The sequence below is a fragment of the Moritella sp. 28 genome (assembly GCF_018219435.1).
In the GTDB taxonomy this organism is placed as follows: Bacteria; Pseudomonadota; Gammaproteobacteria; order Enterobacterales; family Moritellaceae; genus Moritella.
Map to the genome: position 1 here is coordinate 3,668,992 of NZ_CP056121.1, position 25,146 is coordinate 3,694,137.

Genomic DNA, 25,146 nt, shown 5'->3' on the forward strand with positions numbered 1-25,146 from the left:
GAAGTAATAAGGTCACATAGCCACTCCCGCACTGAGGCAAAATACATATAATCTAAGATTTAATTAGAAGGCCACGCGTTACCACTATATATAGCTTTTAAGCTAGTGATATAGAATTCAATTACATCCTTAATCAATTATAAACACTACATTACGTGACCCGTATCACCTCACGTCCTCCCACTCTGTTAAGAACACCTAACTATTTGATTTTTAATTATTAATTAACTTTAATTTTAATGGGCATGCTAATTACTGTATTAACATAGGCATGTTTACAAGATACTTTATTCTTAGCGAACATATTTACCAATAATTGAGCATTACAAAAAATCTTTAGATTTCTGTATATGCTTAACCACAAATATAATATGAGAAATACCAATATGAAAAAAATAATACTTGCCACATTATTACTTTTACCCGTTGCTGCTTTTGCATCTGGCGATGAACGAATTAAAAGCATAACCCCTGAAGACATTAAATATGTTCAATCCTCTGAGACTTATACTTATGTGAGGTGCTGGTATCGTCCTCATTATAATCATGACGATCCAGCAACAGATTGGAAATGGGCATTAAATGAAAATGGCAGCTATTACACCATATCTGGTTACTGGTACTCGTCAACTTCATTTATGAATATGTTCTATACCACATCACCTCAAAAACAAATTATGGAGAGATGCGCAGAAACTTTAGATGTTACTCACGACACCGCAGATATTACGTATTTCGCTGCTGATAATAAGTACTCTTATAATCACTCAATTTGGGTAAATGACAGCAATGCACAACCAGATGCGATCAATAAAATTGTGAGCTTTGGCGATAGTATCTCAGATACAGGGAATTTCTTTAATGGCGCACAATGGCAAGCTCCAAATATAAATTCATGGTTTTTAGGTCACTTCACTAACGGTTTTGTATGGACAGAGTACCTTGCAAAAGAAAAGGCGCTACCTCTATACACATGGGCTGTTGGTGGGGCTGCAGGAAATACACAAAAAAAAGTACTGTCAGGTATCCATGACCAAATAGACTCATATCTTAACTATGTAGCGATGGCAAAAAATTATCAGCCGGAAAATAGCCTATTTACACTCGAGTTCGGGCTTAATGATTTTGTAAACTATGACCGTTCAGTCATCGATGTAAGTAATGACTTTAGTTACGCATTGAAGGTACTAACGGATAATGGTGCACAGAACATTCTTATTCTCAACTTACCTGACGCGACAAAATCTCCTCAATTTAAATACAGTACTGAGGAACATGCAAAAATAGTAAAACAAAAGATCACAAGTTTTAACCTATTTATTAAAAAATTAATTAATGAATATCAAAATAAAGGTGTAAATATAGTCCTATTTGATACAAATACATTAATTAAAAACATAATTAATACACCTGAAAAATATGGCTTTAGTAATGCTAAAGATGCCTGCTTAAACATCAACAGGTCATCAACTGTCGATTACTTTACAAGTCATGCATTAACAAGTGAGTGCAATTCGGATGGCTCTGATAATTATGTTTTCTGGGGGGTGACTCACCCGACAACAAAAACTCATAAGGTAATTGCCGAACAAATATCAGGCTCTAAACTGAAACAATTTAAGTTCTAATAGGCGCCAGTGAACATGATCGTCAGCACTTATTAAAATAATAAATTTAGACAAGCGCCAAAATAGTTATATAGCGCTTGTCTCAATTTTACGAGTTATCAGAAGAGCATTTTAAATTGCTCTCCCAACACGCTCCACCTTTTAACTCACATTTCTCCAATGCCTTACCTTTAGCTTCTGCTTCTGTACGCCCTGTACCATATACTGCTCCTGCAGTAATATCCTTGATATAGCATCCCCATACATCTTTCTTCGTAGGAGTAGGAACAGTGTCATCTTCATCGTCATCAATTTTATCTGATAACCTTATAATTAACGTTTCTAATCTTCGAATGTCTTTTCTAAGCATCCGCACTTCTTTTTTTAGATCCTTAAATGCAGCAGCATCGGAAACTTCGCTTGCACTTACCTTCCCGAAAGACAATAAAACCATCATTGCTAAAACTAAACTTTTCATTCTGATATACCATAAATTAAAGTAAACACGATTTAAGTCTGTTGCATTCATCAACGAACCTAAATATCAGACTGATTCTATGGTTCTGTACATTAAACGCAAGAAAATAGGTACTAAAACCTGTTTTAGGTCGTCCTAAATCATATTCTAGGGCGTCTACAACCATGCTTATTGACATACTAGCGTCACTTTTAGCCTAAATCAGGAATCGTTAAATGAAGTTACCTATCGTCCTTAGTGTTTTATTTCTATGTATTAGTAAGCTAGCCTTCGCAGAGTCTGTTGGATTTCAACAGTTTCAGTTAGCTAGTGATACTAGCCGCCCATTAAAAGTCAGCCTCTGGTATCCCACCTCTCAAAATACCCCCTCAGAATCAGTTGCCGAAAATATAGCGTTTATTGGATCTGAGGTGATAAAAGATGCTTCGGTTTTCCCCACAAAGCATCCTCTTGTATTACTCTCACATGGATATCGCGGAAACTGGAAAAATCAAAGCTGGCTTGCAAACTCGTTGGCACTAAAAGGTTATGTGGTCGCAGCTCTCAACCATCCTGGAACCACAACATTTAATCATTCTAGACTACAGGCATCGCAGTGGTGGAAACGCCCACACGATTTGGTGCGCGTATTGGATTACCTACTAAAAGATGAAATTTGGCGCACCTCAATTGATGCAGAAAACGTATCTGCTATCGGTCACTCTTTAGGAGGCTGGAGTGTGATGCAATTAGTCGGCGCACAACTTGACCGCGACGCATTTAAAACGCAGTGCCAACTGTACCCCAATCCCAAAACATGTGGCCTAGCAGACGAACTGGGACTCACATCATCACAACCAGGAGAACCAAAATCCTTTGATTTCTATGATCCACGAATCAAAAAAGCGGTGATTTTAGATCTCGGTGGTGCACGTAGCTTCTCTTTAAAAAGTATGGAAAAAGTGGAGACACCCGTGCTGATATTAGGTGCAGGGATCGATATTGGAGACTTGCCTCAAGCAATGGAATCTGGTTATCTGGCCGAACATCTGCCATTATTTAATCGTCATTATAAGGTGTATGAACAAGCAATGCATTTCAGTTTTTTACAAGTGTGTAAGCCTGGCGCTATCGCTCTTTTAGAGGAAGAAGTACCCGGGGATGGTATTATATGTAAGGACGCTTCTGGTACAAGTCGACTCATGCTCCATCAGCAAATGTTTAAGGATATTTTTAACTTCCTCACTCGTGCATAGTAAAATAATCTAATATACAAGGCACTCTCTTCACCGGATAGTGCCCTGCATTGACCTTATACTATTATTTTTCGCAAAGTACTAAGCGTCATTTCTATATGTGCTGGGTGTTTGACCTGTGATGCGCGTAAACTCACGGTTAAAGTTAGACTTGGTCTGAAAGCCAGCGCTAAGATAGATATCAGTGATACTATCTTCACTGTCTACAAGCCGCTTTTTCGCATAAGTAATTCGGTATTCATTCAGTACTTTCGAAATATTCATTCCGCATATCTGATTTACAGCCATAGAAACTTGCCGCGTAGGAATGCCGACTTTTCGCGACAAACGACCCAAGGTTAAATTCATATCGCGGAACGCTTCTTTATCCTTCATCAAGGTATCAATTTTACTCACGATGTCCTTAGCATCCTGTTCAGATAATCGAACACTTTTCGAAGGGGGGGCGATGCTAGCCTCTCGCAACGACTTTTCCTCTACATCTGACAATACCTCTGACTCCGTACTTAATGTACTAAAGCCAACAATAATCACAGCAACAACGACGCTCGGAATAAGGATTAGATAGCTGAGCGATAAAATATATAGCGCATGCTCTCCACCATACACCATAAAATCAAAAGACAGTACGCCATCAATGCAGGCAGATACAAGTAAGGTGATACCTGCAACACGCTGCGCAAAGAGCACCCGCTCAACATGAGAAAGCCGAACATCTTCCGGCATCACGAATGATGAACGTATGAGTAAAGTGCCATAGCTAAGATAGAGCATAGTCAAAATAACATCTATCGCGTTCAACCATAATTCGGGCCACCACGAACATACAATAATCACAAGGGGACCAGAAAGATGTAACCATGAAAGGCGTCCCGCATTGTATGTTTTAGAAAAACAACACCAAGCCATCACAGGTAAAAACGATGCAAAAATAGGCTGTAAGCACCTGAAAATGGCGATGTCAAAAGTCCAGCGAAGCCCAACTACAGCCGTACTTATCGCACATAAAGTGATAAATAAAGAAGCCCTTTTTCCCTCAACTGGTTTCTTAGCAAATAAAGTAATTGCAATAATCACCAGCAACAGTGACATAATAAAAGGCAGTGGAATAGCAATCATTAAAACTCCGTTTAGATATTAAAGCTAGGCAAGTTAACAAAGTCACCGATTGTAAAAATGGGATGTTTGATGCTAGCGTTAATCTTTTGTCGATTTCGCGATAAAATGAAGCGGCGTAAACCCTGTTTTCTGACGAAAAAAACTAATAAAAGCACTATCGCTCGAGAAACCGAGACGATAAGCAATATCAGTAACACGTAACTGCTTTGATAATAACTCTATTGCCCCTAGTAACCGCCATTGTTGACGCCAACTTTGATAAGGCATCCCAGTCTCTTTGGTAAAAATACGCGTGATCGTCTTAGTACTGGCTCCCACCTCTGTACTTAATTGTGCCAATGTAGGAGCGAGGAAGTCTTCGTTATTAATCTTAAGTAGCCAACCTTTTAATCGATAATCATGAGGTAAGGGCAAATTCAAATGTGTATCTTTAGCGGCATTCAATTCTTCAATAAGTAGATTCACAGAATTAATCATTTCATCTTCTGGTTTATCAAATGGCCACATTGCCATTCTCTCAATCAAGGCTAAAAATAACGGGTTAACATCCAAGATCCTCATTTCACGTGATAATTTAGGTTGTAACGATTCATTAAAAAACAGTGACCGATAATGGCTTACGTTCGTCATTTGAGCACTATGCTCAATACCCGCAGGGATCCAAGCAGCACGCATAGGAGGAAGAACACACTTCATTCCAGCCATTGTTATCACTATACAACCACGCTGAGAGAACATTAATTGATCTTTTGTATGTGTATGTAGGCCCGAATCATGATCACGGGAAATAGATGCAACACCAACGACTAAACCTGAATGTTCGTCGACATTGAAGTCAGATGTTTTCGAAATAAAAGCCATTTCCTCACCTCGTCCTTAAATTGATGTTTATTGTTCCAATGTTAACATTAACACCATTCTACGTACTATATAATTCTCATTATCATAACGAATGTGATTTCTGAGTCATAAAGTAAATTCTCTAACGTTAGTTTGCACTAGCGATAAAGAGGCAATAAAAAGTAGGAAAAAATAATGAATACCGAAGTAAAAAAGATTTCAATTCCTTTAGCGGTCATATTACTGATGTTTCCGCAAATTATCGAAACCATGTACAGTCCAGCACTGACATCCATTAAAAATCATTTTGGTGTTTCGGCTGCAGCTGCCGCACAAGCACTATCTATTTTCTTTATTGCTTTTGCTGTCGGGGTTGTTGTTTGGGGTCGTATGTGTGATGTCATTGGTCGACGTACCTCAACATTAGCAGGCTTAATGGTTTTTATTGTAGCGGCCGTTTTTACGTTAATGGCGCCAAGTTTCAACATGCTGCTTGCAGGGTTTGCTTGTTGCGCTTTTGGGGCAGCGGTAGGTTCAATTTGTATCCAAACCATTATTCGTGATGGCTACCATGGTATGGAACTTTCACACGTTTTCTCAATCGTGGGAACTTCTATTGGCTTGAGTCCTGTAATAGGTATGCTAACAGGTAGCTGGCTGACCACACACGGTGGATACACTTGGGTCTTTTCCGCTATGGTAATATTTGTCGCTGCGCTTTTAGTATGGTCGTTTATTCAACTGCCAGAAACGAAACCAGCGAACAACCACCGTGATAGCTTATTAGCTGTTGGTCTTAAAATGCTTAAAGATGGCCATATTTGGTATATCTCGCTTATGGTCGCGATTTTTAATATTTCGCTATTTTCATACTACAGTATTGCGCCATTTATGTTTGAAAAGCTTGGTGTCAGTGTTGAATACTTTGGTTATACAGGTTTTTTACTTGCTGCAGGCTCTATTGTGGGGTCAATGATCAACATGAGATTAATACGCCGCCACTTAAGCCATGATCGTATAGTTAGTCTTGCGACAGCCTTACTTTTACTCAGTGGTATCTGTGTCTATCTTCTACAAGACTCAGTATGGTTCTTTGTCCCAATGATGTTGGTTTATTTGTCTTTTGGACTCGCGTTACCCAACCTACTAAGTGGCGCATTAACGGATTACCGTGATCACTTAGGCAGCGCAGGTGCATTACTTGGCCTGTTCTACTACCTCATGATTGGCTTTGGTTTACATGCCGCCAGTGACTTTGGCAGCCTCGCCATCACTTTACTTATATGTGGGCTACTCGCCTGTATACTTATAGGATTAAAATTAGCACGCAATTTAATAAACATTGACCTTAAGGATATCGATTTATAACTCACTATAAAACGAAAAGTGCCGCAAATATTACGGTACTTTTCGTTTAACTTAACCATAACAGCTGAATAGGTATATTCATCCTTATTCTTATTCTTATTCTCAGACCTATTGTTTGTACTCGGAGCGATGCTATTTCTAGAATGTATGGCTTTAAAATAAAAGCCATTTTCTCACCCTGTCCTTAAATCGATGTTTATTGTCTCAATATTAACATTACCTGTAGCCTACATATTATATGCTTCCATTGTCATAACTATGTGCTTTATGACACATAAAAAGTAGGAGTAATAATGAATACAAACGTAAAAAAGATTTCAATTCCTTTAGCAGTCATATTACTGATGTTGCCGCAAATTATAGAAACCATGTACAGTCCAGCACTGACATCCATTAAAAATCATTTTGGTGTATCAGCTGCCGCAGCCGCACAAGCATTATCGATTTTTTTTATTGCTTTTGCTGCTGGGGTTATTTTTTGGGGTCGTATGTGTGATGTTATTGGCCGGCGTACCTCAACATTAGCAGGCTTAATTGTATTCATTGTATCAGCCGTGTTTACCTTGATATCGCCAAGCTTCAATATGCTACTACTGGGGTTTGCTTGTTGCGCTTTTGGAGCAGCGGTATGTTCAATTTGTATCCAAACCATTATTCGTGATGGCTACCAAGGTATGGAGCTTTCACATGTTTTCTCTATCGTTGGGACTTCAGTTGGTTTGAGTCCTGTTATTGGCATGTTAACAGGCAGCTGGCTAACAATACATGGTGGTTATACTTGGATTTTTGCTGCCATGGTCGTATTTGTCGCACCGCTCTTAATATGGTCATTTATTCGACTGCCTGAAACTAAGCCAGCGAACAACCATCGCGATAGCTTATTAGCTGTCGCTCTGAAAATGTTAAAAGATGGCCATATTTGGTATATCTCACTTATGGTCGCTGTTTTTAATATTGCATTGTTTTCATATTACAGTATTGCGCCATTTATGTTTGAAAAGCTTGGAGTCAGTATTGAGTATTTTGGTTATACTGGTTTGTTACTTGCTGCAGGCTCTATTGTAGGGTCAATTATCAACATGAAATTAATCCGCAACCACTTAAGCCATGATCGTATAATTAGTCTTGCGAGCGCTTTACTTTTACTCAGTGCTATATGTGTGTACCTTCTGCAGGATTCAGTATGGTTTTTCATTCCAATGGTAATGGTTTATTTATCTTTTGGGCTAGCAATACCCAACCTTCTAAGTGGTGCATTAACGAATTACCATGATCACTTGGGCAGTGCCGGGGCGCTACTTGGCCTATTCTACTATCTCCTCATTGGTTTCGGTTTACATGCTGCCAGTGACTTTGGTAGCCTCGCCATCACTTTACTTATATGTGGGCTAGTCGCCTGCATGCTTGTAGGGCTAAAATTGACACGCAGTGGAATAAACAGTGACCTTGGTCAAGGCTCAAGCTCTTAATACAACACCAAAAATCCCTGTTCAGTTTAGATTAAACCTTGTTAGGGTACTTATCCTAGCAAGGTTTTCAATGAAAACTAGGATGGTATCAGTCATCAATTTACGAGTTCATTCACGAGTTAAAGCACGGGCGCCTGCGATCCCTGAAAACAGCGAAAAGATGTTCACCTCCCTGAGTCGTCACTACATTATACAGAAGTGGCGCGATTACTCTAAGCCGATGATAAAGCGCTTCACCCTGCAACATCTGAACGAAGTTATTTACTTGCTGAGTATCTGGAGCAAGACGTGTCCGTCGACCTCTACGCACCATGGTATTGTTGGTACCCGTTGCTTTATCCAACGGGAGCAACCAGTCCTGGCTCTCATCACATGATTGAGCCCACGCCATTTGAGGAGCAACCCAGTCAGCCACATCAACCAATATATCCTCACCAAAAGCTTGCTCATCATTAAATGGCATGAATAGGTTTTCACCGACTGCATAAGGCTTGGAACTGGCATCGCCGATGCGATTAGAAACAAGGGTTTGATGTAAATCATTCATCTCATGCCCAGCAATCTTCACGGTTCCCTTCTGTGGAGTAACCTCACGCGTTAATACATCAGAAAACGCACCTTTTGGAATGGTCGAGCTAATACCTTCCAATATCGAATGCCTATCTTTATCATGCACAAGATCGATGTCTCTACTAAGGCTAGTCAACGTAGTAGATTCGCCATCAAACAAAGTCTCTGTCACCAAATTTTTTGGTGCGAAACGTTCGATTACGAGCTCCCAACGCAGTGCCATATCTTGGGTCTGGTTGTAATAAGCTAGCAGCTCTTTCCAAGGCGACGACAGATCTTTGTAAGCTGCGAGCGCAGCAATCAAAGCACCTACTGTTACGTCGCCTTTAATCGCTAAGTAACCACCAACAGAATAGAAAAAGAAGGGGGTCAATTGATTGATAAAGTTGTTCAAAAACTTCATAAAGAACTTCTTTTGATAAATCTTAAAACGAAGACTGAACAAGTTCCCCAAACGATTAGAAAACAATGACAATCTATGACGTGCCCTGCCGTTCATACGAATATCACTCACACCTGCTGCAGTTTCACCAATATCAGCAGCAAATTTTCTAACCTCTTTTATCCTCTCTTTATTCAACACATTAATCTGGCGCTGTAATTTAGGAATAATCCATGCTTGCAATGGAATAAGCGCTATGGACGCTACCCCAAACCAGAAACTCTGGGCAAATAGAAACACAAGAATTGTCAGCATCTGCCCAGCCTGAAAGACAGGTTGCGATAGCATATTTCCCATAAATGACCCCATGGGTTCCGCTTCAGATGTCACCATAGAGACCAACTCACCTTGACTTGTGGTGCGAAAATATGAACGTGGAAACTTCAACATCCGGGTGAGAAGTTTAAAGCGAAATCGTCGTAATAAACGTTCCGACAACACACCTTTCATGGTGTTTAAGTGCATTTTCAATAACCCGTTGGCTAATACAGATAATAGAAAACCGACACAAAGAAGCATCAAAAACTGGGTCTGACTTAGGTTCATGCCCAGCAATAAAACGTCTTCCCCTGTTCCACCAATGGCATCGTTAATAATGCGCTTAGGTAACTCCAGTGAAGCGTACAAAATAGGAAAAGTCAGGAGCGTGGTCGCTGTTAGAGCCAGCTGATTTCTTTTTGAATACTTCCAGATAAATTGAAAAATGCTCTTTTCCATTTTTCGCTCTCCTCTTGCAGGATTAGTAGATATGCCACACATTTACAGGCCATTTAATGTTTTAAATAGATAGCATTAATATTTATGAATCAGGCACACTCTAACTTTAGTCCATTTGAAATCGCCGCTTTAACTGATTTGTAAATTGTGCGACATGAGAAGCTGCAAGATCGTCCCCAGTGCTGTAGCCATCACTATGAGCACCAAAATATTGATAATTAACTTATTTTTTACACACTTATCACAAATATAGGCTATTGCTACATGATGAGCATCACCTGTTGATATAGCATGTTTAAATGTAATTTCGATCGAATGATGGTGAACGCCCCATCTGAATGATATATTTCAGAATAATCAATGGCTTTTATGACTGACTTAAGTAGTTTTAGGTTGTTTGGTGTATTCATTAATTTATATTTTTCAGACATACAATAATTACTACACGTATGTAAACTTAACTCTATTTATCATATAGATAGGATGAATTTATAAATGGCTTTTAAAAAAACTAATACAAATTAGATACCTACCATTGGTGGTTTACTCAACACTAGGTAGTTAGTTCCGCTCAAGAAGAAGCGGAACCTACATCAAACTGTTATTTATTAGATTTAGATGGTGAAACTTAGATAGTGAAGTCATCGCCCCATTTGATCGAATCAGCATACTGACTGGCAAAAAGTTCTTCCGAAATACCAAGTACGTGACAATGATTATTGACTTGTTCCCAATCAGCGTTCTCATAGGCTTTTACTGCATTAAGCAGGTGCCCAAGCTCTCCTTTACCTTCGTTCAATGCCAATTTAAGTTCCTCACTGAGGGGTAAATTAGTTAAAAGCTGAGACAGAGGTTTATCCAATAAAGCATCCAGCAAAGAAAACATCCCCATTAAAAAGGCTTGGTTTGGCTCTGTTTTAAATGACCCTTTAGTAACGAGCTGTTCACAAATTCGCGCCCGTTGGATAGACAGAACATAGAGAGACTGAGGTTTATGCTGATTGGCATGAGCGGCTGTCATTAAAGAAATAAATCGGCGCAGCTTGTCCTGCCCTAGATAAATCAGAGCATGCTTAAATGAAGTGATGGTTTTGCTAATAGCAGACGATGCATTTACATATTTCAGGAGTTTATAAGATAGGGTAACATCGCTGGCTATCAATTTCCCTATCGCATCATAGTCCAGTTCTGGAGTGGCAATTTCAGTGCACAATTGCAATGTGACCAGTTCTGATGGTTCAATAGTCCGTTGCTGCACCATTTCTGGTTTACTAAAGAAATAGCCTTGGAAGTAATTAAATCCAATTTTTTTTGCTTGCTGAAATTCTTCGTAGGTTTCTACTTTTTCCGCTAAGAATTTTATCTTATAATTGCGATTATTATGAATAAAAGACTTTGCTTCAGGGAGTGGGTAAAGTTGGATATCAAACTTAATAAAGGCGATGTAAGGTAAGAACCTGTCCCAGCGAGCATCTGGGATAAAATCATCAAGGGCCATCTTGTAGCCTTTTTTATAAAAAATAACGACCGCTTGTAATAGTTCATCTGTCGGCTCGCAATCTTCCAGAATCTCAATAATTAGTTTATCTTTGGGGAGTAAGGTCGGTATTAACCTAATTAAGCTACGGTATGGAAAATTGATAAAAGCAAGTTTATTCCCTGTCGTATTCCAACATGAATTCATGAACTGATCTGATAGCAAGCGACTGGTTGCTTGCTCTGCATCTATATCGGGAAATGAATTTTTTGGACCATCCCGAAATAACAATTCATAACCAATTGTATTTTTATCTGTATCTAAAATCGGTTGTCTAGCTACGTACGAATACATGCGTTATTACCTTTTATACAAGACCCTAGAATATGATGAATATTGTAGGGTTGTTATCAAAAACAAGCTAAATCTTACTTGATATTACTATAAAAATACCTATTTTCAGTATACGTATCTTGGCGGAATCGTCAATATATGGCCTGTTCTAGCTATTCCACGCAGCTATTCTGCCGCAGTTTTTAATCAAGAACGATTATTTTATACTGTATTATTTTTATTTATCAGCTGAGTCACAATTTGTAAAAAAATAGTCTTGCTTTTCCTTGCTGTAAACAAAAATAATAATAGAATCAATTGTATGTTTTTTTATTAATAATTAACAGGGACGGATCCCAATGTCTAAATATAAATTATCGTTTGGTGAAATAATTATACTGAAGCCAAATTTAGCTGAAGTGATAGTCGACAATAATATCGAAATGGATTTAGAAATGGTTGGAGAATACCATGAATTTTTACTCTCCAAACTTGAACACCCTTTTAATCTGTTAATCAATAAAGTCCATCAATACACTTATACCTTTGAAGCTCAACAACATTTAGCAACACTAGCTCAAATAGGTTCAATGGCTGTAGTTGCTTATAGCTCTGTCACAAAAAAATGTACAGAAAGTCTTGTGGACGTTCCTAGGCCAATGCCATGGAATATCAAAATCTTCAGTGACCGTCGTTTAGCATTGGACTGGCTTACTAATACGCAGTCATAATCGAATATAGTATGCAGACAAATTTACTGCATCACTACATTTAGATGAAATGAAATGAGATGAAAGAGAAAGACTCGTGGAGCTGCAGCTTGGTCGATAAAAACATGAATCTAAGCGCAAAGCCTTTTATTCTTCCTATACTAAATGCAGTACTTTTAACCGTGAGATGCTGATATAAGGAAGACAATGGCCTCTTTATTTGATGTTGCTCGCCGAGTGATCACTCGACTTGAAATTGTGAGTCAAACCCTCAGTCTACGTAAAGTACGCGGCGAGGAAGCGAGTTATTCGCCCTCGCCCTTGCCTTTGTCGGATGTAGATACGCTTGTTGGAAAAACGGTGTTGATCAGCGGTGGGTCGCGGGGAATTGGTTTAGCCATTGCGACCGCGTGTGCTAAGGCTGGCGCGAATGTGGTGATAGCTGCAAAAACCACGATCCCACACCCTAAATTACCAGGCACCATTTATACCGCCGCGGAGGCGATTAATCAGTCTTGTGCTGGGCGAGCCATGGCTATTCAGCTTGATGTACGTGATGAAATCGCGGTCCAACGCGCGGTGGATGAAGCTGTTGATGAGTTCGGTGGTATCGATATTTTAATCAACAATGCCAGTGCGATCCATCTGGATCAGATTGAACATACGCCCGTGAAAAAGTTTGATTTGATGTTTTGTATTAATGTCAGAGGGACATTTTTACTGACACAGGCCTGTTTACCGCACTTGCGCCGTAGCCAACATTCCCACGTAGTGACTTTGTCTCCACCGATCAATCTCGACCCAAAATGGTTTAAACAATACGGAACATACACGACATCGAAATATGCGATGTCATTATTGAGTCAGTCATTTTCCGAAGAGTTCGCAGCCGATGATATTGCCGTGAGTTCTTTGTGGCCGAAAACAGCGATCGCAACATCCGCGGTCGAAAACATGATGGCGGGAAAATTGATTGAAGGGGGCTGCCGCAAACCAAGTATCATGGCGGATGCGTGTCTCGCTTTGATTAGCCAGTTACCTTCAGAGCATCAAAATGGCTTTTATCTTGATGAAGATGTGTTACGTGCACAAGGTGTTAAAGACTTCGATGCATACAGTTGCCATCCTGGGAAACCGTTACAACGAGATTTATTTTTGGATGATGAAATCCATGGCAAACCAAATGAAAGCACCTTCAGCGTTATGAAGCCTGATTAGTTAATGATTACGTAACTTATCAGCTACTTAAATTTTAATCTGTATTTAACGCCAAGACCAGCCTAGTACATACAGCAATATATCAAGATAAGTATTTATAGTTAGACGCATACTTACATACATTGACAACATTTACACGTATTTACATGCTCTTACACGCCCTTCATTTACAACCTTAAATGAAACTGTAAAATTAATGAAACACTGTAATTTGTGAATTTATTTAGGTTGGACTTTGATGAGAGTGATAAATACTTTAAATCGTAGTGCTGCACAACCAGCATCAATTAGGTACGTGAATCATTCAATTACATCAAAAATCTCCAATAAGGCGCTTTTAACTTTTAGTCGAGGTAATAAGGATTTGTTTAATACCTATCGTCTATCAAGACTGGGGGATTATTTACCTATCTCGTCCGATATCTTAAATAAAATCAAAGGCGTACTATTAATTCAGGCTATCCATTTATAATGGTAATTTCATGATACAAAATATAATAAATGATGAAGAAATGATTGCATTACATGAAACATATGGGGATACGTTCGATGAGCGGACTCATGAACTAGAGGTAGTCGAATACGATATTCAGAATATGAATGAAAGCATAGACGAAGATATCGAATCTATAATTACAAAATTTTCATTATTAAATGATCTAGATAAACGTCGAATAGCTCACATGATCAGTACGCTAAATATTAGACATAGAAATGACAAACTATAGCTGACTATGTAGAATATTCGATTTACATGCTGATCTACATTCACGTCAAAAACAAACGTATTTTAACGATTGATCGAGTCCAATATTGGTACTACCATGATACCAATTCAATGCGTCTCCCTTATCCAGAGCAACTCATTTCCTTCATCATACATAAAACCAAGTATTTTGTGCCCTCTGCGGCCTTGCGATACCAGCTCACCGCCTCTGTCACAATGCCATAGCCATGACCAAGTAGCAGAACTATTAACATTCGTTCAAAACAGCCCCATTTCTGCACAAGTGACACAAATTATTAAAATTTGCCTCGCAACTGGCGCGCGAATAATAGAAGCTATAGGTATAAAGGTTTGCAAATAACAAAGGGTTAAAAAACCAATGAAAATAATCTCATTTAACATTAACGGCCTTCGCGCTCGATTGCATCAGCTACAAGCTATCATAGACAAGCATTCGCCTGACGTAATTGGCCTACAAGAAATTAAAGTTCACAACGAAATGTTCCCTGTAGCAGCGGTTGAAGACATGGGTTATCACGTATTTTTCCACGGTCAAAAAGCACATTACGGTGTTGCTATGATGGTGAAGAAAAGCACAGTGGCAGACGTAGAAGCAATTAAAGTGCAATATGGCTTCCCTACCGATGACGAAGAAGCGCAAAAACGTATGATAATGGTGACGTTTGACCAAACATCAGGCAAACCGATCACAGTGTTAAACGGTTACTTCCCACAAGGCGAAAACATTAGCCATGAGACGAAATACCCGAACAAGCGTAAATTCTATCAAGACCTAAACGTATACCTTAACGACAACCACACGGCAGAAGACGATGTGATCGTAATGGGCGACATCAACATTTCTCCAGCAGATAAAGACATCGGCATCGGTGAACCAAATGCGAAACGTTGGTTAAAAACAGGTAAATGTAGCTTCCAACCAGAAGAACGTGAATGGTTAGCAAAACTGCAAGGGTTTGGCTTACACGATACATTCCGCACCATTAAGCCGGAAGTAACAGATCGTTATAGCTGGTTTGATTACCGCTCAAAAGGTTTCCCAGACAACCGTGGACTGCGTATTGACGTGATCTTAGCGACGGCAACATTGAACGCAAAAGTAGTTGAGAGTGATGTAGATTACGAACTGCGTGGCATTGAAAAGCCATCAGACCACGCGCCAATCTGGACAACATTTAGCGAATAAAATTGTTACCCGATAACAATAGCTTAGGAGCATATCCCTAAGCTATTTAAAGTCTCAAAACCGCATTTTAGAAATATGTGTCTAATCTTAGTGTTACCTCGACATTCACATACCAAAAGCGATGATGGCTATGCAGTGGACTAAGATATGCGTAACAGCAACAAATAGCTTACTTCTCAGTATCGTCGTAAACATATCACCCAGTAATGCTCAATATTCCGCTAATACTGACTCTAATTTGGCAAGCTCAACATTTTCAAACTCTGTCGCGCAACAACAAATGAATATTCACAGCCAGCCCAGCTTTGAAGACCTCCCCCTGCTATTAAAAAAACGTACTATCAAAGTCTTAGTCGTTAATCACCCCGCTTATTATTTCATTTATCAAAGTCGTCCGCGTGGTTTTGCTTATGACATGATGCGTGAATACGAAAAACACCTAAACCGTAAATACTTCAAAAAAACCAAGTTGAAACTCAATATTTTGTTTATTCCGGTGCCTAGTAGCCAAATAATCAACTTACTCGCGCAGGGTTATGGTGATATTGCAATTGGCCCATTAATGACGCCTTTACGCCAACAAAACCAAGTAACCCATACAGAGCCCATATACACCAACAATCAATTATTGCTCGTCAGCCATGACTCTATGGATGAGTATAAGAATATAAATCAGTTATCAGGCAAGGAAATTTGGATACGTCGTAATAGTATTTATCATCAGCAATTAGACATCATCAACCAGCAATTATTCCGACTCAATAAACAACCTATTTACATCAATATCGTGGCTGATGAACTCGAAGATTACGAACTATTAGATATGGTCGACAACAATCAAATTTTCATGACGATGATCTCTAACCATGGTTTACGATTATGGCAAAAATTATATAAAAACATAAAACTACACTCACGATTAGTCATCGGTAATAATATTCCAAGTACCTGGGCGGTACGTAATCACACGCCACAATTAACGCGCAGTTTAAATCAGTTTATCCATAAGCATAAAAAAGGCACTAAAATAGGCAACATTCTGCACCGTCGCTATTTAGTTAGCCATCGTTGGCTGAATAAAGTCATCCATCAGCAGTTTGAAAAACGCTATTTAGAAACTGAAACAATCATTAAAAAATACGCCGAACAGTATGAATTCGATTGGCAGTTTATTCTTGCGCAAGCCTATCAGGAGTCTCGGCTTAATCAAAAGGCCATTAGCCATCGAGGTGCGGTCGGCGTGATGCAAATATTACCATCGACGGCGAATGAACCTTACGTCAATATTAAAAACATCAACGACGTAGACAGTAATATCCATGCAGGAGTTAAGTACTTACATTTTATGAAACAGCGTTACTTTAGCCATAAGGATATTGCCAAGTTAGACTCGCTATTATTGAGTTCTGCCGCCTATAACGCTGGACCAGCGAAGTTAATACAATTAAGGAAACGGGCTTTAAAAGAAGGATTAAACCCCAACATTTGGTTTAATCATGTCGAGAAAATAGCCGCAGAGACCATAGGTAAAGAAACGGTGAATTACGTAAACAACATTTATAAGTTTTACATCACTTATTTGCTAGCCTCACGTTATACAATCAACGATACACAGATAGCGCAACAGAAAATTGCTAGCAATACTCAGTAAGCAAAGAGAAGCAGTCATTAATCAAAGGCCGCTATGTTGATACAAAGCGACCTCCTATTTAATTTATTAACTGTAGCGATGTAAATCGTTAAGCAAGATGCCTAAATGCGCGTTTTTCTAACCTTTTGAATACGGCGAAAATAGTAAAGCATAAACACAGATAGATAGCACCCGCAAAAATAAATGCTTCAAAGGGAGCATAGAAACGTGAATACACATTGTAGCCAGCCCCTGTGATATCAACCAAGGTCACGACACTGGCGATTGACGTTGCATGCAGCATAAAAATAACTTCATTACTGTAAGCTGGCAACGCACGACGGAACGCCGACGGTAAAATGATACGACGCAGAATCTGCCAATAGCTCATGCCATATGCTTGTGCCGCTTCAATTTCACCTTTATCGGTTGTCACCAATGAACCACGAATAATCTCGGTGCTGTATGCTGCCGTATTTAATACAAACGCTAACAAGCAAGGGTAAAATGCATCTTCGAGTAAAAACCATATTGAACTGTCTTGAATACCATCAATCATGGTCACACCATAATAAATCAGATACAACTGGATCAATAACGGTGTACCACGAAACACATAAGTAAATACCCAAATACCACGTGATAACCATACATACTGACTCGTACGCATGATCGCCAACGGCACGGCCAAAAAGAAACCGATGACAACAGACAAGAACGTCAGCTGTACCGTCAATACCGCACCATCCCAATACTCATTTAAGGTACTCGGAGTAAACATTTCATTTTGCTCAAGCAAAGCAATCAGTTGATCTAACATATTAATGACCTTCTATACCTTTGCTAAAATGACGCTCTAAATATTTCAGTGCAATTTCACTCACGGTTGTAATTGCCAAATACACAAACGCAACAGGAATGAAAAACAGAAACGGTTCATATGTTGTCATTGCCGCTTCTTTCGCTAATTTAACCATATCTGATAAGCCGATAATCGACACGAGCGCGGTTGTTTTCACCAGTACTAACCAGTTGTTACCAATACCCGGTAGCGCAAAACGCATCATCTGTGGAAACATGACACGGTGGAATACTTGCCAATCTGACATGCCATAAGCGGTTGCAGCTTCCAATTGGCCTTTATCCACAGACAATAACGCACCACGGAACGTCTCGCCCATATAAGCGCCAAAAATGAAACCAATCGTCACCACACCAGCACCGAATTCATCGATATTGAAATACATACCATCTTCATAAAACGCAGATAATGTTAACCATCCTTGTTCGATATAAAATTCATTGATGGCATAGGTTTCATGTAATTCGTACAACCACTCCGAAAAATTATTGAATCCGACTTGTAAGCCAAAATAAATCAGCATCATTAAGACCAAATCCGGCACACCACGGACTAAGCTGGTATAAGACACAGCTAATACAGAAGCAACTTTACCACCGGAATAACGTGCAACCGCGGTAATCAGACCGAGTAGCACTGCGATGATTAATGAAAAAATGGCGAGTTTAACGGTCAATATAGCGCCATTAAATATACCTGGCCCATAACCTTGGAGATCTAACATAACATTCCCAGAAAGCAGTGAGCACCTAGCCCTAACTAATAGTCCTAACTAATAGTCCTAACTAATAGCCTTAACTAAGCGCCCATTTTTATCATAGATAAAGAGACTACATTTTAATACTGTAGCTAAAGTATTTAGCTTGGATAATTTCGTATGTACCATCCGCTTTAATTTCTGCCAATATTTTATTGAACGTTGCTGCAAGTGATTTATCACGTTTACGCAGTGCAACACCCATGCCCTCACCCAGTTGGAATGTATCGCCAACAGCTGCATAAGCGCCTTTTTTCTCAGGGATAAGTAACGTGCTATCACCGACAGGGAAATCCAGTAATACCATGTCTAAACGACCGCCTTCAAGATCAAGCAATAAGTCACCACTGGTGTTATAACGCTTAATTGTATTCTTGCTTGCATAATTATCGGTGACGTGTGTATCTTGAACTGTACCGCGCTGTACACCGATACGTAATTTCTTGAATGCTGTTTTATCTGCTACATCAAGTTTAAAGTCTGCTGCTGCAAACCAAGCGCTTGGTGTATTGTAGTAAGGTTCAGAGAAAAGAACCTTCTTCTTACGCGCATCTGTGATCGACATTGAAGAGAAAATAGCATCGTATTTACGTGATAATAAACCAGGAATAATACCGTCCCAAGATTGTACAACCCAAGTACAATTCCAATTAGCGCGTTTACACACTTCGTTACCTAAATCGATTTCAAAACCAGTTAGCTCGCCATCAGGGGTTTTATATTCAAATGGCTTGTAAGGTGAATCAACACCTAAACGAACATCAGTCCATTCTTTTGCTATTACGGCTGAAGAAAGCAATAAGCTTGTTGCAATTACGCAGGCTAATTTTTTCATAAGTATTTCCCTATTATTATAATGAGATCAATCAATGATCTTGTGTTTGTAGTCGTTTTATTTTTATAGTTATATTTTTATAATTCTGGTTTTATCATTACGCGAATGAATCTACTAGACGCTAATATTTTGGTGCTAAAAACTGCTGCACACGCTCTGATTTCGGGTTATCAAATAATTCTTTCGGATCGCCCTGCTCTTCGATTTGACCTTGGTGTAAGAATATAACTTTGGTCGATACATCGCGTGCAAACGCCATTTCGTGAGTAACAACCAGCATGGTTCGACCCTCTTCCGCTAGGCTTTGCATTACGCGTAAAACTTCACCTACCAATTCAGGGTCCAATGCGGATGTTGGTTCATCAAATAGTAATACTTCCGGCTCTACAGCTAATGCACGGGCGATTGCCACACGCTGCTTTTGACCACCAGATAGCTGACTTGGGTAATAGTCTTTTCTTTCCCATAAACCGACTTTTTTCAGATATTGTTCTGCACTCGCCCTCGCGTCGCGACGAGAGAGTCCTAAAACATGAATTGGTGCTTCGATCACATTTTCAATGACCGTCATATGCGACCATAAATTAAAGCCTTGAAACACCATAGCGAGACGTGAACGAATACGTTGAACTTGTTTTTTATTCGCGATTAGTCTATTGCCGTCGCGACCATCAATCATTTCGATTAATTCGCCATTTACGGAGATGTCACCTGAAGTAGGCATTTCCAATAAATTAATACAACGTAAAAAGGTACTTTTACCAGATCCAGATGAACCAATAATAGAGATTACATCACCTTTATTTGCAGTCAGATCGATACCTTTCAAGACTTCATTGTCACCAAATGATTTATGCAAATTTTTGATGTCTAATGTGGGACTGCTACTCATTCTATTCATCCTAAATTCGATTTATAACAATTAAGACATGCGCAATATTTAAATTCAAACCAACCCTAAATATTGCAACATAAATACAACATTCAACATAACAAATTAGTCATTCAGATAACATGAAACCACTATAATTTAGATTTAAAGCCTAAAAAGTAGCTGTTTGACAGATTTATAACCCACAAAAACAAACGATGCAGCGCTAATGAATCTCAAAAGACAGTATAGGACACTACCGCTATATTGGTATTTATGATTGCTTACTTTACTTTAAATAGTTAATTGAACTTTTGTTTTATATTTAAAATAAAGTACATGTAAATACGCGGTTACTGTAATTTAGTTACACCTAGTTAGGGGTATTTAAGTTTAAAGTATCAAATCTCGTAATAAAAAAACAAAAAAACAGCATGGAATTGATCTAGATCACATTAAAGGTACCACTAGTGGGGTAATAATAAGCATAAGTGATTTATTGAGACTAAGTAATGAAAACAGCAAACCAATTTGATGCAATCCTACCACCAGAATTGCTAAAAAAAGCAGAATCTATCGGTGTCGCAAAAGCAACTAAGGCCCCTAAACAAGCGTTCATGCTTGCGATTACTGCTGGTGTATTCATCTCCATTGCATTTGCTTTCTATACCACGGTAACAACAGGAACAACGGATGTTGCTTATGGTTTAAAAAAATTCATTGGGGGGTTTGCGTTTAGTCTTGGCCTACTACTTGTTGTTGTTTGTGGCGGCGAGCTATTTACTAGCTCAATCTTAACCATTATTGCCCGTGCAAATAACAAGATAACAACCGCACAACTCGCTAAAAACTGGGCAGTGGTCTACGTCGGTAACTTTATCGGCTGTCTCTTCTTTGTGGCGTTAATGATATTAGCTAAGCAGCACCTCGCCGCCGATGGCGCTTGGGGTCTAAATGCCATGAAGATTGCCCAACACAAACTGCATCATACTTTTATTCAAGCGGTCACGCTTGGCACCCTAGCCAACCTACTTGTTTGTCTTGGTGTCTGGATGAGTTTTGCCGCGCGCTCTATTACCGATAAATTTGTTGCAGTGGCATTACCTGTGAGTATGTTTGTCGCATCAGGTTACGAGCACAGTATCGCTAACATGTTTATGATCCCACTCGGGTATGTTATTGCGAACTTTTCAGGCCCTGAATTTTGGCTAGCAACCGGTGCGAACCCTGCTGACTTTACCGATTTAACGTTAACTAATTTTGTATTTAACAATCTTATCCCTGTCACCATCGGCAATATAATTGGTGGCGGATTACTGGTTGGTATGACGTACTGGATTATTTACTGCAAAAAAGAATCTTAATATCTGTTGTAAACACAGCAGATAACAAACTTTGAAATTACATTTTTAGAATATTAATAGATTAGGTGTACTTATGACTGAACAAACAATATTTGATCAAGCGTGGCAAGGTTTTACAACTGGCGAATGGACTAACGACGTTAACCTACGTGATTTTATCCAGAAGAACTACACGGAGTTTACAGGCGATGAGTCTTTCCTAGCCGATGCAACTGAAGCGACAGATACGCTTTGGAGCAATGTGATGGAAGGCATTAAAATCGAAAACAGCACGCACGCGCCGCTTGATTTTGATACATCTTTGCCATCAACAATTACATCACATGCCGCTGGTTACATTGACCAAGGTTTAGAAACAATTGTTGGCCTACAAACTGAAAAACCATTAAAACGTGCAATCATCGCTAATGGCGGTATCCGTATGGTTGCAGGTTCTTGTAAAGCATATGGTAAAGAGCTTGATCCAGTAACAAACAAAATTTTCTCTGAATACCGTAAAACACACAACCAAGGTGTATTTGACGTTTACACAAGTGACATCATGAAATGTCGTAAGTCAGGTATCCTAACAGGTTTACCAGATGCATATGGCCGTGGTCGTATCATTGGTGATTACCGTCGTGTTGCTGTATACGGCATCGACTTCCTAATGAAAGACAAATTTGCACAACAACAATCATTGGAAGCGAAGTTCTACTCAGGTGAAGACCTAGAAGCAACAATGCGTTTACGTGAAGAAATTTCAGAACAGTACCGTGCACTAAACGACATCAAAACGATGGCGGCAACTTACGGTTTCGATATTTCAGGCCCAGCAACAAACGCGAAAGAAGCGATCCAGTGGACTTACTTCGGCTACCTAGCTGCAGTTAAATCACAAAATGGCGCAGCAATGAGCTTTGGTCGTGTAACAACGTTCCTAGATATCTACATTGAACGTGATTTACAAGCTGGTCTCATTACTGAGACTGACGCTCAAGAAATGATTGATCACCTCGTAATGAAACTACGTATGGTGCGTTTCCTACGTACACCTGAATACGATGAATTATTCTCTGGTGACCCAATCTGGGCAACTGAAACAATCGCAGGTATGGGTACAGATGGTCGTTCATTAGTAACTAAATCATCATTCCGTGTACTACATACACAATACACTATGGGTCCTTCACCAGAGCCAAACATCACTGTATTGTGGGCTGAAAACCTACCATTAAACTTCAAACGCTACTGTGCGAAAGTATCAATTGATACTTCATCAATCCAGTACGAAAATGATGATTTAATGCGTACCGACTTCGACAATGATGACTATGCAATTGCTTGTTGTGTATCACCAATGATTGTTGGTAAACAAATGCAGTTCTTCGGCGCACGTAGTAACCTTGCTAAAGCATTGTTATATACAATCAATGGCGGCGTAGATGAAAAACTGAAAATCCAAGTTGGTCCTAAATCAGACAAGATCACTGATGAAGTACTTAACTACGAAGATATCGCTGCACGTTTAGATAAGATGATGGATTGGTTAGCAACAACTTATGTTACTGCGCTTAACTCAATTCACTATTCACACGACAAATACTCGTATGAAGCATCACTAATGGCACTGCATGACCGCGACGTTGAACGTACAATGGCATGTGGTATCGCGGGTCTATCTGTTACTGCTGATTCACTTTCTGCAATCAAATTTGCAAAAGTGAAACCAATTCGTGACGAAGATGGTATTGCAATCGACTTTGAAATCGAAGGTGACTACCCTAAATTTGGTAACAACGATTCACGTGTTGATGAAATCGCTTGTGACCTAGTTGAAACCTTCATGAAGAAAGTGTCTAGTCACAAAATGTACCGTGATGCGAAACCAACACAGTCAGTGCTAACAATTACTTCAAACGTTGTATACGGTAAGAAAACGGGTACTACACCAGACGGTCGTCCTGCTGGCGCACCATTCGCACCAGGTGCAAACCCAATGCATGGTCGTGATGAGAAAGGCGCAATCGCAGCCCTGACTTCAGTTGCAAAACTACCGTTTGAATACGCAAAAGATGGTATCTCTTATACCTTCTCTATCGTACCAAACGCGCTGGGTAAAACAGACGATACTCGTCGTACTAACCTCGCTGGTTTAATGGATGGTTACTTCAAGCACAGCAGTGTAATTGAAGGTGGTCAGCACTTAAACGTAAATGTGATGGACCGTTCAATGTTGTTAGACGCTGTTAAGCACCCTGAAAAATATCCACAACTGACCATTCGTGTGTCTGGTTACGCGGTACGTTTCAACTCGCTAACACCTGAACAGCAGCAAGATGTAATCACACGTACATTCCAACAGTCATTCTAAGACTGACGAGAATTACACTATAAAATATAACAATTGTTTGTTTTTATAGTAGCAAGACACAAAAGCCTTACGCCTGTAAGGCTTTTGTATTTATAATGATCGTATAGCCCTATTTTTTGGAGATATTATGCCGCTTATTAAACCTATTGATTCTACCGAGTTGTGTAGCACAGTAGGACGCATTCATTCTACCGAATCTTGTGGCACAGTTGATGGCCCAGGCATCCGTTTCATCGTCTTCATGCAAGGCTGTTTAATGCGTTGCCAATATTGCCATAACCGTGATTCATGGGACCTACATGCTGGTACAGAAACCACCGTTGATGAATTAATTCGTGAGCTAGTTTCATACAAGGCCTTTATGCAAGCGACGGGGGGTGGTGTCACTGCATCCGGTGGCGAAGCGATGCTACAACCTGAATTTGTGCGTGATTTTTTCACTGCGGCCCAAGCCCAAGACGTTAACACCTGCTTAGATACCAATGGCTATATTCGTAAATACACAGATGTCATTGATGAAGTACTCGATGTCTCTGATTTAGTCATGCTAGATCTAAAGCACATGAACGACAAGATCCATCAGAAGTTAGTTGGTGTTAGCAATAAACGTACCCTCGAGTTTGCCGAATATTTAGCAAAACGTAATCAAAAAACATGGATACGTTATGTTGTGGTACCCGGTTATACCGATGATGATGCATCAGCGCATCAACTTGGTCAGTTTATTCAACATATGGATAATATTGAAAAAGTAGAATTGCTGGCTTATCACGAATTAGGCTTGCATAAATGGAAAACAATGGGCTTTGATTACCCTCTTGATGGTGTTGCCCCACCAAGTAAAGACACCATGGACCGCATTAAAAATATCTTATTAGAATATAAAGATAATGTGATGTATTAATCGCCCAAACAGCATTCTATTGCAAACCGATCCTAGCTCTATGCTATGATCGG

22 protein-coding genes are annotated in these 25,146 nt (G+C 39.5%); 13 read left to right on the plus strand and 9 right to left on the minus strand.

All coding sequences use genetic code 11. The features are described 5' to 3' along the window. Nucleotides 1-386 precede the first annotated feature (386 nt). On the plus strand, nucleotides 387-1,628 hold the full coding sequence (locus HWV02_RS16210; protein WP_211688713.1) for an SGNH/GDSL hydrolase family protein: 1,242 nt from the start codon (nucleotides 387-389) through the stop codon (nucleotides 1,626-1,628). An 88-nt stretch (nucleotides 1,629-1,716) separates the two neighbouring features. Here HWV02_RS16210 and HWV02_RS16215 read toward each other — a convergent pair whose 3' ends face one another. Further along, nucleotides 1,717-2,136, minus strand: coding sequence for a hypothetical protein (locus HWV02_RS16215; protein ID WP_211676783.1), 420 nt, complete (start codon nucleotides 2,134-2,136; stop codon nucleotides 1,717-1,719). Nucleotides 2,137-2,300: 164 nt separating this feature from the next. Between HWV02_RS16215 and HWV02_RS16220 the strand changes: the two genes are divergently transcribed. Continuing rightward, nucleotides 2,301-3,320: a prolyl oligopeptidase family serine peptidase gene (locus HWV02_RS16220; RefSeq protein WP_211676784.1), complete on the plus strand. Its 1,020-nt coding sequence runs from the start codon at nucleotides 2,301-2,303 to the stop codon at nucleotides 3,318-3,320. Nucleotides 3,321-3,401: 81 nt separating this feature from the next. Here the strand turns inward: HWV02_RS16220 and HWV02_RS16225 are convergent, their stop codons facing one another. Further along, nucleotides 3,402-4,094 (minus strand): AraC family transcriptional regulator, encoded by a 693-nt coding sequence (locus HWV02_RS16225; RefSeq protein ID WP_255550678.1) that lies wholly within the window; start codon nucleotides 4,092-4,094, stop codon nucleotides 3,402-3,404. Between the two features lie 103 nt (nucleotides 4,095-4,197). Here HWV02_RS16225 and HWV02_RS22895 point away from each other — a divergent pair, with 103 nt between their 5' ends. Then, nucleotides 4,198-4,461: a hypothetical protein gene (locus tag HWV02_RS22895; RefSeq protein WP_255550436.1), complete on the plus strand. Its 264-nt coding sequence runs from the start codon at nucleotides 4,198-4,200 to the stop codon at nucleotides 4,459-4,461. A 56-nt stretch (nucleotides 4,462-4,517) separates the two neighbouring features. Here HWV02_RS22895 and HWV02_RS16230 read toward each other — a convergent pair whose 3' ends face one another. Further along, nucleotides 4,518-5,300, minus strand: a complete 783-nt coding sequence (locus tag HWV02_RS16230; RefSeq protein ID WP_211672448.1) for a helix-turn-helix domain-containing protein — start codon at nucleotides 5,298-5,300, stop codon at nucleotides 4,518-4,520. A gap of 174 nt (nucleotides 5,301-5,474) precedes the next feature. Here HWV02_RS16230 and HWV02_RS16235 point away from each other — a divergent pair, with 174 nt between their 5' ends. Both HWV02_RS16235 and HWV02_RS16240 read left to right on the plus strand, forming a co-directional pair. Further along, nucleotides 5,475-6,647, plus strand: coding sequence for a multidrug effflux MFS transporter (locus HWV02_RS16235; protein WP_211688716.1), 1,173 nt, complete (start codon nucleotides 5,475-5,477; stop codon nucleotides 6,645-6,647). A gap of 293 nt (nucleotides 6,648-6,940) precedes the next feature. Then, the gene (locus HWV02_RS16240; protein WP_211676788.1) at nucleotides 6,941-8,116 is read left to right on the plus strand and encodes an MFS transporter; all 1,176 of its coding nucleotides are present in this window, start codon (nucleotides 6,941-6,943) and stop codon (nucleotides 8,114-8,116) included. Nucleotides 8,117-8,228: 112 nt separating this feature from the next. Here the strand turns inward: HWV02_RS16240 and HWV02_RS16245 are convergent, their stop codons facing one another. Further along, entirely contained in the window at nucleotides 8,229-9,845 is a 1,617-nt protein-coding gene (locus HWV02_RS16245; protein WP_211688719.1) for an ABC transporter ATP-binding protein, read from the minus strand. Between the two features lie 628 nt (nucleotides 9,846-10,473). Then, nucleotides 10,474-11,676 carry an EAL and HDOD domain-containing protein gene (locus tag HWV02_RS16250; protein WP_211688721.1) on the minus strand — a complete coding sequence of 401 codons (1,203 nt, stop codon included), beginning with the start codon at nucleotides 11,674-11,676 and terminating at the stop codon, nucleotides 10,474-10,476. A 338-nt stretch (nucleotides 11,677-12,014) separates the two neighbouring features. Here HWV02_RS16250 and HWV02_RS16255 point away from each other — a divergent pair, with 338 nt between their 5' ends. The 5 genes from HWV02_RS16255 to HWV02_RS16275 all read left to right on the plus strand — a co-directional run bounded on the left by HWV02_RS16255 (nucleotide 12,015) and on the right by HWV02_RS16275 (nucleotide 17,168). Further along, on the plus strand, nucleotides 12,015-12,386 hold the full coding sequence (locus tag HWV02_RS16255) for a hypothetical protein (RefSeq protein WP_211688723.1): 372 nt from the start codon (nucleotides 12,015-12,017) through the stop codon (nucleotides 12,384-12,386). A gap of 186 nt (nucleotides 12,387-12,572) precedes the next feature. Beyond that, nucleotides 12,573-13,583, plus strand: coding sequence for an NAD(P)-dependent oxidoreductase (locus tag HWV02_RS16260; RefSeq protein WP_211688725.1), 1,011 nt, complete (start codon nucleotides 12,573-12,575; stop codon nucleotides 13,581-13,583). A 482-nt stretch (nucleotides 13,584-14,065) separates the two neighbouring features. Next, complete coding sequence (locus tag HWV02_RS16265; RefSeq protein ID WP_211688727.1) at nucleotides 14,066-14,311, plus strand: hypothetical protein; 246 nt, start codon at nucleotides 14,066-14,068, stop codon at nucleotides 14,309-14,311. A 378-nt stretch (nucleotides 14,312-14,689) separates the two neighbouring features. Further along, complete coding sequence (gene xthA / locus HWV02_RS16270; protein WP_211676796.1) at nucleotides 14,690-15,517, plus strand: exodeoxyribonuclease III; 828 nt, start codon at nucleotides 14,690-14,692, stop codon at nucleotides 15,515-15,517. A gap of 130 nt (nucleotides 15,518-15,647) precedes the next feature. Further along, nucleotides 15,648-17,168, plus strand: a complete 1,521-nt coding sequence (locus tag HWV02_RS16275; RefSeq protein WP_255550439.1) for a lytic transglycosylase F — start codon at nucleotides 15,648-15,650, stop codon at nucleotides 17,166-17,168. An 88-nt stretch (nucleotides 17,169-17,256) separates the two neighbouring features. Here the strand turns inward: HWV02_RS16275 and HWV02_RS16280 are convergent, their stop codons facing one another. The 4 genes from HWV02_RS16280 to HWV02_RS16295 all read right to left on the minus strand — a co-directional run bounded on the left by HWV02_RS16280 (nucleotide 17,257) and on the right by HWV02_RS16295 (nucleotide 20,493). Further along, on the minus strand, nucleotides 17,257-17,967 hold the full coding sequence (locus HWV02_RS16280) for an ABC transporter permease (protein WP_211676798.1): 711 nt from the start codon (nucleotides 17,965-17,967) through the stop codon (nucleotides 17,257-17,259). A 1-nt stretch (nucleotide 17,968) separates the two neighbouring features. Beyond that, nucleotides 17,969-18,733, minus strand: coding sequence for an ABC transporter permease (locus HWV02_RS16285; RefSeq protein WP_211676799.1), 765 nt, complete (start codon nucleotides 18,731-18,733; stop codon nucleotides 17,969-17,971). 106 nt (nucleotides 18,734-18,839) lie between these two features. After that, nucleotides 18,840-19,601, minus strand: coding sequence for a transporter substrate-binding domain-containing protein (locus tag HWV02_RS16290; protein WP_211676800.1), 762 nt, complete (start codon nucleotides 19,599-19,601; stop codon nucleotides 18,840-18,842). Between the two features lie 121 nt (nucleotides 19,602-19,722). Beyond that, nucleotides 19,723-20,493 carry an ABC transporter ATP-binding protein gene (locus tag HWV02_RS16295; protein WP_211672461.1) on the minus strand — a complete coding sequence of 257 codons (771 nt, stop codon included), beginning with the start codon at nucleotides 20,491-20,493 and terminating at the stop codon, nucleotides 19,723-19,725. 491 nt (nucleotides 20,494-20,984) lie between these two features. On the opposite strand from HWV02_RS16295, the gene focA reads away from it, so the two are divergent. From focA to pflA, 3 genes are all read left to right on the plus strand, one after another. After that, entirely contained in the window at nucleotides 20,985-21,836 is an 852-nt protein-coding gene (gene focA / locus HWV02_RS16300; protein ID WP_211676802.1) for a formate transporter FocA, read from the plus strand. Between the two features lie 73 nt (nucleotides 21,837-21,909). Then, nucleotides 21,910-24,189 carry a formate C-acetyltransferase gene (gene pflB / locus HWV02_RS16305; RefSeq protein ID WP_211688729.1) on the plus strand — a complete coding sequence of 760 codons (2,280 nt, stop codon included), beginning with the start codon at nucleotides 21,910-21,912 and terminating at the stop codon, nucleotides 24,187-24,189. Between the two features lie 127 nt (nucleotides 24,190-24,316). Further along, a complete protein-coding gene (gene pflA / locus HWV02_RS16310) occupies nucleotides 24,317-25,093 on the plus strand; it encodes a pyruvate formate lyase 1-activating protein (protein WP_211676804.1) in 777 nt (258 codons plus the stop codon). The last annotated feature ends 53 nt before the right edge of the window (nucleotides 25,094-25,146 follow it).

What these genes read in the sequence shown, in the direction of transcription:
- HWV02_RS16210 (WP_211688713.1), top strand. Translation starts at nt 387, where the DNA reads ATGAAAAAAATAATACTTGCCACATTATTACTTTTACCCGTTGCTGCT.
- HWV02_RS16215 (WP_211676783.1), bottom strand. Translation starts at nt 2,136, where the DNA reads ATGAATGCAACAGACTTAAATCGTGTTTACTTTAATTTATGGTATATC.
- HWV02_RS16220 (WP_211676784.1), top strand. Translation starts at nt 2,301, where the DNA reads ATGAAGTTACCTATCGTCCTTAGTGTTTTATTTCTATGTATTAGTAAG.
- HWV02_RS16225 (WP_255550678.1), bottom strand. Translation starts at nt 4,094, where the DNA reads ATGCTCTATCTTAGCTATGGCACTTTACTCATACGTTCATCATTCGTG.
- HWV02_RS16230 (WP_211672448.1), bottom strand. Translation starts at nt 5,300, where the DNA reads ATGGCTTTTATTTCGAAAACATCTGACTTCAATGTCGACGAACATTCA.
- HWV02_RS16235 (WP_211688716.1), top strand. Translation starts at nt 5,475, where the DNA reads ATGAATACCGAAGTAAAAAAGATTTCAATTCCTTTAGCGGTCATATTA.
- HWV02_RS16240 (WP_211676788.1), top strand. Translation starts at nt 6,941, where the DNA reads ATGAATACAAACGTAAAAAAGATTTCAATTCCTTTAGCAGTCATATTA.
- HWV02_RS16245 (WP_211688719.1), bottom strand. Translation starts at nt 9,845, where the DNA reads ATGGAAAAGAGCATTTTTCAATTTATCTGGAAGTATTCAAAAAGAAAT.
- HWV02_RS16250 (WP_211688721.1), bottom strand. Translation starts at nt 11,676, where the DNA reads ATGTATTCGTACGTAGCTAGACAACCGATTTTAGATACAGATAAAAAT.
- HWV02_RS16255 (WP_211688723.1), top strand. Translation starts at nt 12,015, where the DNA reads ATGTCTAAATATAAATTATCGTTTGGTGAAATAATTATACTGAAGCCA.
- HWV02_RS16260 (WP_211688725.1), top strand. Translation starts at nt 12,573, where the DNA reads ATGGCCTCTTTATTTGATGTTGCTCGCCGAGTGATCACTCGACTTGAA.
- HWV02_RS16265 (WP_211688727.1), top strand. Translation starts at nt 14,066, where the DNA reads ATGATACAAAATATAATAAATGATGAAGAAATGATTGCATTACATGAA.
- xthA (WP_211676796.1), top strand. Translation starts at nt 14,690, where the DNA reads ATGAAAATAATCTCATTTAACATTAACGGCCTTCGCGCTCGATTGCAT.
- HWV02_RS16275 (WP_255550439.1), top strand. Translation starts at nt 15,648, where the DNA reads ATGCAGTGGACTAAGATATGCGTAACAGCAACAAATAGCTTACTTCTC.
- HWV02_RS16280 (WP_211676798.1), bottom strand. Translation starts at nt 17,967, where the DNA reads ATGTTAGATCAACTGATTGCTTTGCTTGAGCAAAATGAAATGTTTACT.
- HWV02_RS16285 (WP_211676799.1), bottom strand. Translation starts at nt 18,733, where the DNA reads ATGTTAGATCTCCAAGGTTATGGGCCAGGTATATTTAATGGCGCTATA.
- HWV02_RS16290 (WP_211676800.1), bottom strand. Translation starts at nt 19,601, where the DNA reads ATGAAAAAATTAGCCTGCGTAATTGCAACAAGCTTATTGCTTTCTTCA.
- HWV02_RS16295 (WP_211672461.1), bottom strand. Translation starts at nt 20,493, where the DNA reads ATGAGTAGCAGTCCCACATTAGACATCAAAAATTTGCATAAATCATTT.
- focA (WP_211676802.1), top strand. Translation starts at nt 20,985, where the DNA reads ATGAAAACAGCAAACCAATTTGATGCAATCCTACCACCAGAATTGCTA.
- pflB (WP_211688729.1), top strand. Translation starts at nt 21,910, where the DNA reads ATGACTGAACAAACAATATTTGATCAAGCGTGGCAAGGTTTTACAACT.
- pflA (WP_211676804.1), top strand. Translation starts at nt 24,317, where the DNA reads ATGCCGCTTATTAAACCTATTGATTCTACCGAGTTGTGTAGCACAGTA.